Below are 14,604 nucleotides of genomic sequence, written 5' to 3'. Positions count from 1 at the left end.
ATCCATCGATATTTTCGGTGGATTTTTTATTTACCGACTTCCGGTTTCAGACGAAGAGCCTGTGATAAATCAATTTTAAGTATTTTTGCAGCATATAAAAAGAAAACATGGACGAATCCGGCATTAGAATAAACAAATACCTGAGCGAAATTGGATACTGCTCACGAAGAGAAGCCGACAAGTTGGTTGATGCTCAGCGTGTAAAAATCAACGGTAAAATCCCTGAAATGGGTACCAAAGTACTGCCCGGAGATGTGGTTACGGTGAACGATAAAGTCGTAGAAAAACCCAACGAAGAATTCGTCTATCTTGCCCTGCACAAACCCGTTGGGATAGAGTGCACCACCAACAAAACCACCCGCAACAACATTGTGGACTATATGAAATACCCCAAAAGAATATTTCCCGTTGGTCGTTTGGACAAAGCCAGTGAAGGGCTGATCATCATGACCAACGATGGGGATATTGTCAATAAAATACTTCGTGCCAAAAACAACCACGAAAAAGAATACATTGTAACGGTGGACAAACCCATCACGCCTAAATTTTTACAAAAAATGTCTGCGGGAGTTCCTATTTTGGATACCGTAACCAAAAAATGCACGGTAGAAAAGCTTTCGGATCGGGTTTTCAGCATCATCTTGACCCAAGGCCTGAACCGACAAATCCGCAGGATGTGTGAATATCTGGGATACGATGTCAAAAAACTGAAGAGAATACGAATCATGAACATCAAATTGGACATTCCGTATGGAAAATTCCGCGAATTGACCGCCGAGGAAATGAAAATTTTAAACCAAGATATTGGTCACTCCAGCAAAACGGAAGAAGCCAGTTATTAAAAAAAGCAACGCCACAACTCGGTTGTGGCGTTAACATTTTTCAGGTTTTGTGTCATGAAATCACTTGACCCGACTTCAACTTACTAATAACCAAAAGCAAGCAACACTAATCGATTAAATTAGTAGTGCAAATATAAATTTTCTATCATGATAATCCAAAAAAAACATCAACAAAATGTTAATATCTACTAATTTAACAATATCATCTTAATACAAATACCAAAATACTTAATTATACTTAAAATTTTACACCCCCTCACAAAATTTCACACCTCCTACCCTTTTCTAAATAAAAAAACCGCCACATTGAAAAATCAATGTGGCGGTCAAATCATTTCGTTTATTTTAAAAGCTTAAGGCTTCCAATAGGTCCATTTGGCACCGTTGAAAACGGCCAATCTTTTTGCGCCTGCTTTGTTGATGTACACCATCATGCCTGGAGCGGGATCTGTAACATCATTGGTATCCGCAACCTGTGGCAAAACCATCACTTTGCTGGTGGATTCCAATACCAAAACCCCTTTGGCGGTGGAGGCATCTGCGCCAATAATGGCTTTGGCTGTTGCCACCTCTGTCACCGTTGCAGCAGTAGGTTGGCTGTCCATAACATTCACCCTGGTCAGTGGAGAGTTAGAAGTTACGAATTTTGTCAGATCCGCTTCGTTGCCGGAGCTAAGATCGACCCAAGTATTGGTGTCTTTGTAATATTTTACTTTGGCTTTGGTAGCGTCCGAAGCATCGACCAAAATGGTTCCCGGTGTAAGGTCTGCTGCGGCCTGCACGGTACGAACATAAGGCAAGATGATCCCTTTGTTTCCTGATGCAAATTCAACAAGTACCGCATTTTTATTGCCTGCCGTCCCCGTTTGATTCCCGATGATGACTTGTGAAAAAGCCATTCCGGAAATCATGATGGATATACTTAAAATTAATTTTTTCATTGTTTTTCTTTTAAATTAATAAATCTTAAAAAAGGTGGGCTTAGTCTTAGTCAAATGTACAATGTCAAATGTACAATGTCTTAATCTTAACCTGAGTCTTAACCTTAACCTCAGCCTAAACCTCAGCCTCAACCTTTTATTTATGGGCAAGCTGCTTTATCAAAACACTTCCAATCTGTACCGTCATAGATGCTCAAGCATTTGTTTGTGGTATCGAAAACCATCATTCCATCTACGGCATTGCCTGCAGTTTTTATCGCTGCCATTTCCGTTGCGGAAAGTCTGTTGATCACAAAACCTTGGGTGTTGGATTCCAAAGCGATGTGTCCGGATTTTCTTACCATTGGCCAGTTGTCGGTGTTTTGAGCACCTGCTCTTTTCAAGAGTGTGATACCAACTTTTGTAGCTGGTCCGTTACCTGTAAGGACAGGGTCGTTGAAGCAGGCGGTAATACAACTTGAATACTCTGGATCTGCCACTGTGTAATTACTTACGGTTATGGTAGAATACAAGTTAGAGCACTGTTTCACATCACCCGCAATACTAACATAATAAGCATAATAAGTACCAATACCAACAGCTGACGGATTGGCTACAGCAGTTGTACCTGCAGCATCGGTAAACCATTTTACTTTATATCCGTTGGGTGCAGAACCCAATTCCGCAAGTGCCAGAGATTTTGTAGTGTTGGGACAGATCTTCAGGTTTTGCACAGTAGGTGATGTTGGCGAACCACAAAGAAGGATAATAGAAGTGGCATAAGAAAATTTATTCGGGTTGCCACTACCATTAGTTCCATCTCCCATACTACCATTTGTTTTATGTCCTACATAACCAAAATACTGACTGCACTCTTTGATGTTGAGTGTGGTATGTCCTCCCGTTTCAACAGCCATGATATTGTCAGTAGGCAGCATTACATTTGTACCACTAGCGGAACTTCCCGACATATAGATAGGATCATAATAAGCACCTGATGTTGCAGCTCCTATCATATTACCGTTATTATTTCCCCATGAATACATTTTTTTATCTGCAGTCAGTACGCTGATTGTTCCGTAGTTGCTACCATCGTGTTCATTAGGAGATATCCACACCACATTGTCCAATGTCCCACTGTATCCTGTGTTGGCTGTATTGGGTTTGGCAGGTCTCACCCAAGAGTTTTGGTCTACTAACTCATTTGCATTACCATTAGTAGCATGATTTGTAGTGCCGTTCCCCAATTGTCTGTGACCGTTTTCGCCCATGCTGTAGAGCTTTCCATCGGAAGCCAACAAATAATAAGACTGTCCGCCTGACGACTGCGTCATCCCAATCATTTTTGGCACAACCCCTGTTCCTAAGCTTGGTTTTGTAATTTCGGTAGCAAAGGTTCTATCAGATGCTCCACTACCGTTATTTGTATAAGTACCTGTACCCCAAGTGTAGATTTTCCCATCAGAAGTGAGCGCCATCATGGCACGAGAAGTACCTCTCATGGCTACTACATTGGTTAGCGGTGTATTGGCTGCGGTAGAAACCCGGTGCCAAACATTGTCATTTGTCCCAGAACCCTGAGTACTACCATCCCCATTTTTAGAACCATTGAAAGAGAGCACCCATGCCTCACCTGTACAAGTTACAATACCCAATGTGGCATAAGATCCAAAAAGCATTTTCACATCTGCTGGATTTACTCCGTTGGGTAAGCCTTTTGAATAGGACAGGTTGCTCGCATTGGCTACTCCGGCAGTACCAATAGAAACAGCACCAAAAGCAGTTGAACCTTTTATAGCAGTTGCTACCATTTCATTTGTGTTCCCCCATATATAAAGACCATCTGAAGTGAGTAAAGCCATTTGGTTGTTGCTTCCATAACTCGCAGCGGTAGCTCTTAGAGGAGTACCGGTATAGTTGAACCCGTTAGTACTATTAATGATAGTCGGACCATACAAATGCCCATTGCCTGCCGGATTGGTAGTCTGTCCCCATACTTTGAAACTGCCGTTGGATTCTTTGATAATCGAGCTATGAAAATTCGACACCATATTATCGTACTCTATGGTATTGGGATCTACCGAGTTTATATAAGCATTGTCGTTACAACCAGTAACGCAGTATTGTGCATAGGTGAAAGTCGTAAAAAAGACCAACAACAATGCTAAAAATTGTTTGATTTTATTCATTTGTAAAAAATTTTATTTTTTGAAATTTTTATTTACATCGTGCGATATCATGATGTGAAATACCTTGGCTAAAAGCCGAACGACAAATGAAAAGGGGGAGGACGAACTCTAAACGAGTTGTGAGAAATATTTAAAACAAATCCTGCTGTCAAAAACAGCAACACGATTGTGTAGCCAAAATCAAAAACATGAAAAACAAATTCGTGATGCTTTCCAAAGTCTTGGCTCAACTGAATGCTCGGTATTGCTATACTCGAAAACCGATGAGAACTGCTGAATTTCTCGGAGCTTGTATGGTTTACAAAACGATTCGTATGCTGAATTTTGTTTTGGTTGAGAGCAATCTTCTTTTTAAGCTCCTTGATTTTCTTTTGAGAATTTTCTTTAGGAACAAAAGAAGACGATTTTCTTTTTTGAACAACTGTAAGCTTAGTTTGAGGAGAAATAACTAATTGCGCTCCACTTGTTATGTGGATCTTTTCTACATGCTTTTTATTTGCATTCTCTTCATTGGAAAAAAATACAGCACCGTTTGTAAGATGTATTTGGGATTTGTTTGCGACAGATGATTGCGCGAAAACTAAGGTAGGAAAAAGTACGAAACACAAATAGAAAATCCGCTGTACAACATACAACGGTTTATTACAAGTAATAAACTTTCTATTTTCCATTCTATTTTCTTCGTGCTTTTGGACTTGCAGAACCGTTGAGTATTAACAAATCGTTAATGCTAAAACTTCGCACTCGCAACTTTCCTTTGCAATATTATAAAAATTAATTAAAAAATTAAATATTTTTTTTTAAAAAGCCCATTTATTTTCATGAAAAGCATAAATATTTTCACTTCCGAAAATAAAAAAACCACCCAAAAGGTGGTATCTAAATTACTGAAAAGATGTGCTTAAATCTTTGGTAAGAAGACTTCTGCTAACATGCATCTTGCACTACCGCCTCCGTTCACTTCAATGGTGTTGAGATCCGAGTAGATAATTTCTGAATATTTTTCTATGGCAATCACTTGCTCAGCATTCAAAGATTTGTAGGCCGTCTGGCTCATCACAAGAAAAGTTACGCCTTCGTTGTTGTTAACTTGAAGCATATTTCCGGCAAAATTTTGCATTTGTTGCTCGGTAATTTCAACAATCTCTTTACCGGAATTCAACAGTGTATTTTTCACCATTTTTCTCTCAGCAACATCGTCAATACAATCCAAACAAATTACAGCAAAACGATCTGCTACACACATCATCACATTGGTATGGTAGATGGGCAACCTTTGTTCTCCTGCCGTTTGATAACTGTGGAAAACCACTGCGTGATGCCCTATTTTTTCACAAAAATCTCTAAATAATTGTTCGTCCAAACGAAGAGAAACCGAGCCATAAGCGATCTTATTCACATGGTCGAAAATCATACTTCCTGTACCTTCCAAAAAAAGATTTTCTTTTTCTGAAGCACTTAGATCGACGATTTCATCAACTTTAAAACCTTTAGATTGTACCATTTCCAAAATGTCCATTCTTCTCTCGTCTCTACGGTTGGGAGCAAACATTGGATAGAGAAAAACCTTTGCATCGGCAGAAAAGCTCACCCAATTGTTGGGGAAAATAGAATCCGGTGTATGCGGATCCAATGTATCTTTTACCGTAATAACTTGGATGCCTTTCTCGCGAAGTTTGGTTACGAAATTATTAAACTCTACCAACGCTTTTTGTTGGGTTTCATCGCCTTGTTGGTTCACTTGGAAATAATTATTTTCGGCAGTCTGAGCATTGTATCCAAAAGCGATAGGCTCTATCATGAGTACAGTATTGGTCGTCTGTTGCATTTTTATAAAAATTTGAAGACAAAAATAGGCAAAAAAAAATCATGGAAGGACTAAAAAGACAATCCTTCCATGATGGAAATACGGTGTTTTCTATTTTAATTGTCCCAAGCCAAAGGAATGACATTTCCGTCTTGGGTAACGATCAGGGAATCGCCTTTTGAAATGGCCGAAATTCCGTTTCTTTCGTAATGAACTTCGCCTTCATCTTCGGATTTTTTATCCAACTGAAAACGGTTGTTGTTGGCTTGAATGGTCACGGTATTCTCACCGTCGAGGTTGGTAAAATTCACCTTCGCTCTGTACCCTTCCAAGCCTCTGTAGGTATAGGTATTGCTACCTGAACGATGCGCTTTATCCACAGACGGATCTTCCGCTGTCGTTTCAGATTTAACGATGTTTTTATTGCCCGATTCTTTAGTACAGGCGGTAAGTGTGAGTAGACCCAACATCAAAAGGCCAAGGATTGTTTTTTTCATTTTGTGCGGTTTTTAAGTTTAAGTTTATGTTTAGTGTTTTAGCTTTTTTATTTCGTCGATGTTCACAAAACTTTCATAGGGCAAAATGGCTGCTGAATGAAATCTTTTGCCACCGGTTGAGGATTTCAACTCATCGATATTTCCAGACCGAACACCACCTCCAATTAGGATTTTCACCGTATCGTTGTAGCGATCAATCATTTTTTTCAAAGTTTCTTTTCCTTCCATTGCCGAGGATTTCCCACCAGAGGTGAGCACTTCAGAAAAACCACAGTTCACCAAATCCTCCATTGCCGAAAATACATCCGGAGTTCTATCGATTGCTCTGTGAAACACACAGGGTCTGCCTTCCGACAACTGTACTAAGATTTTATTTCTATCGACATCCACTTCATGATTTCCTTTCAATATTCCGAATACGAAACCATCGGCACCGGCGTCTCTAAAGGCGATCAATTCCTTTTTCATCTCTTCGAACTCGGCATCGGAATAATTAAAACCGCCACCAACCGGACGAATCATAACATGGATGGGTGTGGCATATTTGGATTTTAGATAACGAAATTCTTCCAAATCAGGAGTCAGCCCACCTTCTTGTTGCTCGGTGCAAAACTCAATCCTATCCACAGAAGATTGCAAAGCCATTTCGGCAGAAGTGATTTCAAAACAAGCGATTTCTAACATTTCTATTTTATTTTTTAGGTTGAATAAAATCATTCAACGACTTCATATTTTTGATCTCGATTTCGTGTGGAGCGGTAATAATTTTGGTTTCACCGGCACCAAGATCAAAATAATTATCAGACAAATTTCCGTATAAATTTTCCAAATACAAACCTTTTACCAATTTATCTGTTGTAACTGCTATGCTATGACGATTTATTTTTTTTATTTGAACATTGGCTTTTGTTAAATTTAAGAATTTTGGAGCAACAAAAAAATAGTTCTGACGAATTTCTTTATCACCCTGCCAAAGCAGCTCCAGATAAGAACTGTTCACATCAAAACCGTTCAGTTCCGGGCAGTTAATTTGTAAAATCATCTTTTCGAGTTCGGATTTTCTCTCCGATTTCTTTGTCCAATTTTTCAAAATTTTCCCATTAAAATCCTTCAAAACAACAGTCAACTGCCCAGCTTCAACCCATTCGTCATCCCGATTGAGGGATATTTTATAGGCATTGTCCTTAAAATCTACGGTAAATAATGTCGGTTCAAAAGCTTTTTTTATGGCGAAATGAGCCGCTTTTCTATTTCCAAAATAATCCACAGAACTCCACGAAGTTACAGGCCAAACATCGTTCAGCTGCCAATACAAAGATCCCATGTTATACGGTTTTGATGTCCTGTGGGCTTCTATCGCAATTTTCATTCCACTGGCTTGGACCAGTTGGGACATGTAAATAAAATCTTCAAATTTCTCTGGAACTGGAAAATCCCTTTCCATATAAGTTCTTATGGTTTCGTAGCCTGTTTTGTGTTTTTGATGGTTTCTAACTCCTGCATCTTCAAAACTCAAATTTTGGGTGAACGCTTGAAAGGTACTGGCTTGCGGCATACTTTGGAAGCCGTATTCCGAAACAAATCGTCCTACTTTTTCCTTGTATTTTTCAAAAGGCTCCATGCCCCACCAAACGCCCCAATAATGTACATCGCCTTCGGTGTAGGCTTGCTTCCTGCCCCATCCGTTGGAAGGAGAACTCTGCCAATAAATGGGTTTTTGTGCCGAAACCGAATCCAGCGTTTTGGGGATAATTTCTCGAAATAATTTCACATAATCCTTCCAAATTTTTGTAGAATCTTGCTTTGTATATCCCAATTGTTTTTGCCAACCCCAGTTGTGCCAACCTTCGTCGTTCTCATTATTTCCACACCAAATCCCAAGGCTTGGGTGGTTTTGCAAACGGGTAACTTGGTCCACCACTTCTTTTTTCACATTTTCTAAAAAATCTTTATCGCCGGGATACATGGCACAGGCAAAAGGAAAATCTTGCCAAACCAAAACTCCTTTTTCATCACAGAAATCGTAGAGGGCATCGTCTTCGTAAATTCCACCGCCCCAAACCCGGATCATATTCATGTTGGCAAAAAGAGCTTCGCCAACGAGTTTTTCGTACTCTTTACCCGTCACAGTGGGCAAAAAAGAATGCAGAGGTATCGTGTTGCTGCCTTTTGCATACAGCTTTTTGCCGTTGAGTTTGAAATAAAAACTCTTTCCTGCGTTGTCTTTCTCTTGCACCAACTCTATGGTTCTGAGTCCAATTTTTATATTTTTTGAATTTAAAACCGTTGAACCTTTTGCCAAAGCAATTTCAAAATGGTACAAATTGGGAGTGCCCAAATCGTGAGTCCACCAAAGTTGAGGGTTTGTAATTGCCACCGGAAAATCCAAGGAATTCACTCCTTTCTTTAGTTGAAATTCTTTTTTATTTTTATTGATGGTTAAATTGTACACACCGGTTTTGTCAGCGTTGACAAGAATATTAAAAAGAATTTCGGCGTTTTCTTTATTAATTTTTTGTTGGTGTTTCACCGAGATAATTTCGGCATTGTTCCAAAATTTGAGCAAAATGGGTTTCCAAATTCCGACGGTTACCAAGCGAGGCCCCCAATCCCAACCGAACTGATATTGCGGTTTCCTTACAAACACTCTTTCGTTTTCCGGAAGTTTGTACGGCAGTTTGGCCATTTCTTCCTTTCCTTTTTTCACCGCAGAATTGAAAATAATTTTCAAATCATTCTTTCCAACATTCAAATGTTTTTTAGCATCAACTTCCCAAGTTCTAAAAAAATTATTGGCCGCTAAAATTTTCTTGCCGTTGAGAAAAACCTGTGCATAAGTATCCAAACCCAGAAACTGCAACTGAATATGATCTTGGTTCAATTCCTTTTTAGAAACTTCAAACTGAGTGGTATAAATCCAATTTTCGTTTTCTATCCATTGTATTTCCTGTTCGTTGTCGGAATAGAAAGGGTCTTCTATTTTTTTATTGTAGTACAAATCGGTGTGTACGGTTCCGGGAACTTTTGCCGGGAGAATTTCCGATTTTCCTTCTTGGTTAAAATTCCATTTTTCCAAAGACAAATTCCTTTCCCATGACTGAGTGTAAAAGAAATTTATGGCGTAAAAAAAGAGTAAAAGAGAAGTGAATCTTTTCATTTTAAATTAAACTTTTTCCTTGAATTATCGTGTCTTCTGTATCGGTTCTCAGCGCATACGAGAAACCTTTTTGTAAGCAAAAAGCCCCTGTTTCTCCGTATTTGTTGAGGGCGATAAAACCAATCTGTATGTCTTTTGGGTTTTTCTTTCTATTCAAAATAAATTTATGAATTCGTTTCACGGCCTCTTCACAAGCTTGTTGCGGTGTTTTTCCTTGACGCATCAATTCCACCACCAGATGCGACCCGCAGGTACGAATGACCTCTTCACCGTGTCCGGTTGCTGTGGCTGCACCCACCTCGTTATCCACATACAAACCGGCTCCAATAATGGGCGAATCGCCAACTCTGCCGTGCATTTTGTACGCCATACCCGAAGTGGTACAGGCACCGGAAAGATTTCCGTCTTTGTCCAAAGCAATCATACCAATGGTATCGTGGTTTTCGATATTGACCACCGGTTGATATCGAGAAGTTTTCAACCATTCTTTCCATTCTTTTTCAGACTCGGGAGTGAGTAGATTTTCTTTTTTGAATCCTTGACTGAGTGCAAATTCAAAAGCACCTTCACCCACCAACATCACATGAGGAGTCTTTTCCATCACGGCTCTGGCGACAGAAATGGGGTGCATAATATTTTCTAGACAAGCCACGGAACCAATATTGGCATTTTCGTCCATGATACAAGCATCTAGGGTTACTTTGCCATCTCTATCGGGTCTTCCTCCATAACCTACGCTTCTCTCGGTAGGGTCGGCTTCGGTAATTTTTACCCCTTTTTCTACTGCATCTAAAGCTTTTCCTCCATTAGCCAAAACTTCCCAAGCACCTGCATTGGCAATTTTACCAAAATCCCAAGTCGAAATAACTATGGGTTTTATTTTTTTGGGTTTGGCTTTTGGTAACAACTCCTCTGCTTTCCAAGGTTGTATAGCCAAAAAAGCAGAAATAACACCTGCTTTTTTTATGAATTTTCGTCTGTTTTCCATGGATATTCATTTCAAGTCGTAATGTATTGTATTTTTTAATCAATACATTCGTACTCAATTTTGTTTTTTTGAATTTATTGTAAAAGTAAAAAAACTCTCTTAAAAATTGCTCATTTTCACATAAAAAATCCCTTAACCAATACAGTTAAGGGATTTTAAATATCTATTTTAGTCGTGCAAATGTTGTGTTGATTGTGGTTTTTCATTAACAAAAACACGGCTTACACAAATTTTGCATAAGCCGTATTGGTAAATAGTTACTCAACTGAAATCTGATGACTTTCTACTTGATTATTAATATATATTTTCAAAATGTAAATCCCTTTGTTTAGACCTTTTACCGAAAATGAAGCTTTGTTGTTTACGATGTTCACTTTCGTTTTCGAGAACCCTAAAATATCATAAAGTTCACCTGTAATTACGGTTTCTTTTTCTGGTTTTTTGGTAGTATCTTTCAATCCGATATACACCATATCATTCGATGGATTTGGAAAAACGGTAAAGGTATTGGCAGATTGTTTCATAAATATACCTGGAGGCAATGCAGTGATTTCGAATTCTGGAATTTCGTACCATTCACTCCAACCGCAAGCGTTTTTGGCTCTTACTTTGAAGCTCGAAAATCCCGGTCCCATCGGACAAATTGTACGGGTATTTTTATCTGTTGATGAGTTGATGATGATTAGATTATTACTTCTTTGCCACTCCCAATTGTTGTTATTAAAAATATCCAATGATGTCATACCTGCAAAATTAGCAACCACTTTATCGGTAGGCAAATCTATTTTCAATTGATCTGTTGGAGCCAAACAATAGGAAACGCCCGTATTGTTTATAAAATTAAAGTCTTTGAAAACCGGAGCACCTACCCAAATTTCTTTTTCTACAACTTGACCGTTTTGAAAAACCGCCGATATAACGCCAACACCATTATATGTACCTTTTACAGTAACTCCCAAACCTGTCTGGCTTACTATTTCCAAATTACCACTTACAGACCAAGTTGCTGCACTTGGCACTTTGCAAATATCACCGAATGTATAAGTTGTATTGGTGTTTACACAAATATTAGCAGGACCTTGTAATGAGCTATCGAGAATAGGAAAATGAGGTGCTTGTAACCCTATGGTTAAATTTTTCATCAACCAATCTACCATATTTTTTGTAAAAGAAATATGTTCCATATTATAGTTTTCGCCATAGAAACTATCAAATTTTGTCTGTCCTGTACATGAAATGTTTTTATTGATTGGTTGATACCAATTTGGAAATCCAGCCGTGTCTAATGCAGAGTGCATGGGGATAAATGCTTGGGGGGATATTACAGTATTTGGATTTGGAGTGTTCAGGTTGACAATTAAATTTGATGCGGTTGTAATAATGCTGACAAACTGGTTAGATGAGGCATCTTGAGTACTGAGAGAATTAACTACCTCCTCTTTTAAGTCATTAGCAGAGTTATTAGTTCCACCTGGAACAGCATCCATTGAACCATCAAAATTATTGATGTAAGCAAGGTTTGTAATGACTATTGGATTAAAAATGGTAGCTCCCGTATTTGAGTGAGCTAGACTATATATTGTTTCATTAATGTTTTGATCTGGATTTCTTCCTAAATTAAAAATAATAGGATTTGTTGCATTCGTAAATTGATTGTAGGGTGGCATAAATCTGTTTTCAATTTTAAATATTCTTTTCCTACCTACCCTTATTCCTAATAGTTTTATCCTTACACTTGCGGCAACATCCAAAAAAACCTGACTTGGTACTGTATTATTATTTCCGGCTAATGAGCCGTTAGTTATAGAAACTTTCTTTATACCGTTTAACACAGGATAGCCATTAGAATTGGAAACTCCGTTCGATTTTAGTTCATTTAAAAATGTAACATTGTTTTGATTTTTAACAGCATTTCCATTATGATCCACTATATCTATAAGCATTTGTTCGGCAGCTTTGGAGTGTAGAAGTTCGTCATATTGTTTTTCGGCAGTATTATTTTTCAGTTTTTTACCGAGAAAGAAAATATCACCTTGCACAGAAATCGGAATATTGGCTCCTTGGTGTGGACTATCCATAGAAACCCAAAGTTTTGTATTGGTATTGATATTGTTTTTTTCTAAATATGCCAATGCGTATCGTGTTATAAGACCGCCCATACTTGGACCCATGACAACTAATTTCTCTGTACTACCAACATTTTGTAGATTCGTGTTAATTGTTTGGATAAAAGACGCTACTGTTTTGCCATTTCTCGTAATATCATCTGCACCCGCACATATTTCCCCACTTGTTGTATTGCCATCAACCTTATAGTAATAAGGGAAGTTTACCAAAATTACATCGTAATTTTCTGTGTTGAGTTTGTCGATTAAAGAGGTGGGTAATTGCGATGTACTTGAGTATTCCATAAGTTTCTCAATGGATTTATAATTTTGCTGATTAATTCCTGGATTCATTTCTAAACATCTCGCATCGTTTTGGCAATCTTGAAAATCAATTCTTCTTTTATCTCCCGGGTCGAAACCATCTACTATTATGATGGGCTTTCTCACATCGCAGGTGGAATTGTTATTTCCGTAATAAACCTTGTACTCTAATCCTCCTTTTATACCTTGTGAGTCGGCAATTGTAGAACGATATTTTATCAAATTAGAAACAGCACAAGCTCCCGCCTTTGTGGTGGAGGGTGTATTGTTCTTTTTACTTAATAAGATTGTAGCATTGGTTGTTTTTACCATATTATTTTCATAAGTTATTCTGAAATTAATTTCTTGTTTTTTTATGGTATTAGTAGCAATAGGGATGTTCACATTGATTCCATTTTGGATAATCACCGAATTGTCTATTAAAGAACGAAAAACGCCATCGTCAAAATTGGCTTCTAATTTTTTGATGGGATTGCCATACTGATACCATTGGTCAGGATTTATTTTGAACAAAAAGCTATCTGTTTCACTGGTAAAAGCAGGATATAAAGGAGATACCAACAACAATTCTTTTTCTATAAAATTAGACACAAAAGAGCTGATAGGGGTAAAAATACCGTTTACCAATTTTAAATTTCCATTGCTGTTGTTTTCTTCATCGTAATTGAGATAAGCACACGGAGTGCTTATTATCCCAATTGGGATGGTGGTTGCAGTTTCTATCTCGCTTGTGAAATTTGGAAATGAATTGAAATTTGTAAAATACTGGTTATTAGACGCAATTTTCAATTCTGATAACCCTTGCTTAAAATGTTGAGCGTTACAGGTATTGAAATCGGTATTGTTAAAATTATACAAATCCGCAAAAATAGGTGCTCTGTCGAGCAATACCTTCTGGGCTGAAAACCCCGTAGTGGGAGTATAGATTTGGGAAATAGCAGTATCCCAATTGGTCTGTCCCCATAAAGCGAGTTGCCAAAATACGAGGAATAAAAATGAAAGTTTTTTCATAATTTTGAAAATTAAATGGTTAATCTGTAAATGCTTAATTATTTATTTTATCTGAGGAGAACTGCAATTCTCCTCTTTTGATTTTTTAAGGAAAATTAGTTGTGTTCATATTTGTTTTATTAAAATCAAATCTACCATCCGTAATATCAATAATGTCGTTTTCATCATTTACATTTTTCACTTTACAAGAAAATGTACCTGAAAAAATTGAATTTTCATTTTTTGAAATTGTTATTTTTCCACTACCTACTATGGATTTATAATTATGAGGTACTCCATTTTTGTAGGCAGTTATATAAATGTAATTTTTATAATTGTCATTGAAAAAGCTTGGTGCTATGCCATCGTAAATTGGATAGTCTCCTATTTGGAATGTCGTAGCTCCTGTTGTGTTTTGCAAGTATATAAAAACCCCGCCTCTATTTGTTTCTCTAAGATCTGCAGCTTGTATGTATAGATATTCACTATTAACACCTTCTCTACCAATTACCGGATAGTGATTACTTCCGGGTGGTACATATCCAATAGAATTTCTAGGTACCATTACTACGCCGTTTATTTTACAGCCAAAGGTGTTTGCTCCTACCATAGTTATTGGTGGTAATTGTGGGTCATAAGGTTTGTCCTCTTCGTTGGTTCTTTCTTTACAAGCAAGTAAGAAAAAAACAGCTAAAATTAAAATTGTGCTTTTCATAATTTTGTTCTTATTTAGGGGTTCATATTGTATAGTAATTGTTTATAGTATAGAGGGCAACGGCAATTGC

The 14,604-nt window shown here is 37.8% G+C and carries 10 protein-coding genes; 1 reads left to right on the top strand and 9 read right to left on the bottom strand.

All coding sequences use genetic code 11. The features are described 5' to 3' along the window. The first annotated feature begins 107 nt into the window (after positions 1-107). Positions 108-842: a 23S rRNA pseudouridine(2604) synthase RluF gene (rluF, locus tag H9Q20_RS08485; RefSeq protein ID WP_124641071.1), complete on the top strand. Its 735-nt coding sequence runs from the start codon at positions 108-110 to the stop codon at positions 840-842. Between the two features lie 353 nt (positions 843-1,195). Here rluF and H9Q20_RS08480 read toward each other — a convergent pair whose 3' ends face one another. From H9Q20_RS08480 to H9Q20_RS08440, 9 genes are all read right to left on the bottom strand, one after another. After that, complete coding sequence (locus tag H9Q20_RS08480) at positions 1,196-1,783, bottom strand: hypothetical protein (protein ID WP_187477491.1); 588 nt, start codon at positions 1,781-1,783, stop codon at positions 1,196-1,198. 140 nt (positions 1,784-1,923) lie between these two features. Continuing rightward, positions 1,924-3,951 carry a hypothetical protein gene (locus H9Q20_RS08475; RefSeq protein ID WP_187477490.1) on the bottom strand — a complete coding sequence of 676 codons (2,028 nt, stop codon included), beginning with the start codon at positions 3,949-3,951 and terminating at the stop codon, positions 1,924-1,926. Positions 3,952-4,852: 901 nt separating this feature from the next. Then, positions 4,853-5,779, bottom strand: coding sequence for a citrulline utilization hydrolase CtlX (gene ctlX, locus H9Q20_RS08470; RefSeq protein ID WP_187477489.1), 927 nt, complete (start codon positions 5,777-5,779; stop codon positions 4,853-4,855). 95 nt (positions 5,780-5,874) lie between these two features. Continuing rightward, on the bottom strand, positions 5,875-6,255 hold the full coding sequence (locus tag H9Q20_RS08465; RefSeq protein WP_187477488.1) for a hypothetical protein: 381 nt from the start codon (positions 6,253-6,255) through the stop codon (positions 5,875-5,877). 30 nt (positions 6,256-6,285) lie between these two features. Then, the gene (locus H9Q20_RS08460; protein ID WP_241154739.1) at positions 6,286-6,972 is read right to left on the bottom strand and encodes a copper homeostasis protein CutC; all 687 of its coding nucleotides are present in this window, start codon (positions 6,970-6,972) and stop codon (positions 6,286-6,288) included. Next, entirely contained in the window at positions 6,947-9,412 is a 2,466-nt protein-coding gene (locus tag H9Q20_RS08455; RefSeq protein ID WP_262385495.1) for a glycoside hydrolase family 2 protein, read from the bottom strand. Before H9Q20_RS08455 ends, H9Q20_RS08460 begins: the two co-directional genes overlap by 26 nt. A gap of 1 nt (position 9,413) precedes the next feature. Beyond that, on the bottom strand, positions 9,414-10,400 hold the full coding sequence (locus tag H9Q20_RS08450; protein ID WP_187477487.1) for a N(4)-(beta-N-acetylglucosaminyl)-L-asparaginase: 987 nt from the start codon (positions 10,398-10,400) through the stop codon (positions 9,414-9,416). A gap of 257 nt (positions 10,401-10,657) precedes the next feature. Next, entirely contained in the window at positions 10,658-13,840 is a 3,183-nt protein-coding gene (locus tag H9Q20_RS08445; protein ID WP_187477486.1) for an esterase/lipase family protein, read from the bottom strand. An 85-nt stretch (positions 13,841-13,925) separates the two neighbouring features. Beyond that, entirely contained in the window at positions 13,926-14,534 is a 609-nt protein-coding gene (locus tag H9Q20_RS08440; protein WP_124642318.1) for a hypothetical protein, read from the bottom strand. Positions 14,535-14,604 lie beyond the last annotated feature (70 nt).

Source organism: Amniculibacterium sp. G2-70, assembly GCF_014353055.1.
In the GTDB taxonomy this organism is placed as follows: domain Bacteria; phylum Bacteroidota; class Bacteroidia; order Flavobacteriales; family Weeksellaceae; genus Amniculibacterium; species Amniculibacterium aquaticum.
This window is presented reverse-complemented; position numbering and strand designations above follow the sequence as displayed.

What these genes read in the sequence shown, in the direction of transcription:
- rluF (WP_124641071.1), top strand. Translation starts at nt 108, where the DNA reads ATGGACGAATCCGGCATTAGAATAAACAAATACCTGAGCGAAATTGGA.
- H9Q20_RS08480 (WP_187477491.1), bottom strand. Translation starts at nt 1,783, where the DNA reads ATGAAAAAATTAATTTTAAGTATATCCATCATGATTTCCGGAATGGCT.
- H9Q20_RS08475 (WP_187477490.1), bottom strand. Translation starts at nt 3,951, where the DNA reads ATGAATAAAATCAAACAATTTTTAGCATTGTTGTTGGTCTTTTTTACG.
- ctlX (WP_187477489.1), bottom strand. Translation starts at nt 5,779, where the DNA reads ATGCAACAGACGACCAATACTGTACTCATGATAGAGCCTATCGCTTTT.
- H9Q20_RS08465 (WP_187477488.1), bottom strand. Translation starts at nt 6,255, where the DNA reads ATGAAAAAAACAATCCTTGGCCTTTTGATGTTGGGTCTACTCACACTT.
- H9Q20_RS08460 (WP_241154739.1), bottom strand. Translation starts at nt 6,972, where the DNA reads ATGATTTTATTCAACCTAAAAAATAAAATAGAAATGTTAGAAATCGCT.
- H9Q20_RS08455 (WP_262385495.1), bottom strand. Translation starts at nt 9,412, where the DNA reads ATGAAAAGATTCACTTCTCTTTTACTCTTTTTTTACGCCATAAATTTC.
- H9Q20_RS08450 (WP_187477487.1), bottom strand. Translation starts at nt 10,400, where the DNA reads ATGGAAAACAGACGAAAATTCATAAAAAAAGCAGGTGTTATTTCTGCT.
- H9Q20_RS08445 (WP_187477486.1), bottom strand. Translation starts at nt 13,840, where the DNA reads ATGAAAAAACTTTCATTTTTATTCCTCGTATTTTGGCAACTCGCTTTA.
- H9Q20_RS08440 (WP_124642318.1), bottom strand. Translation starts at nt 14,534, where the DNA reads ATGAAAAGCACAATTTTAATTTTAGCTGTTTTTTTCTTACTTGCTTGT.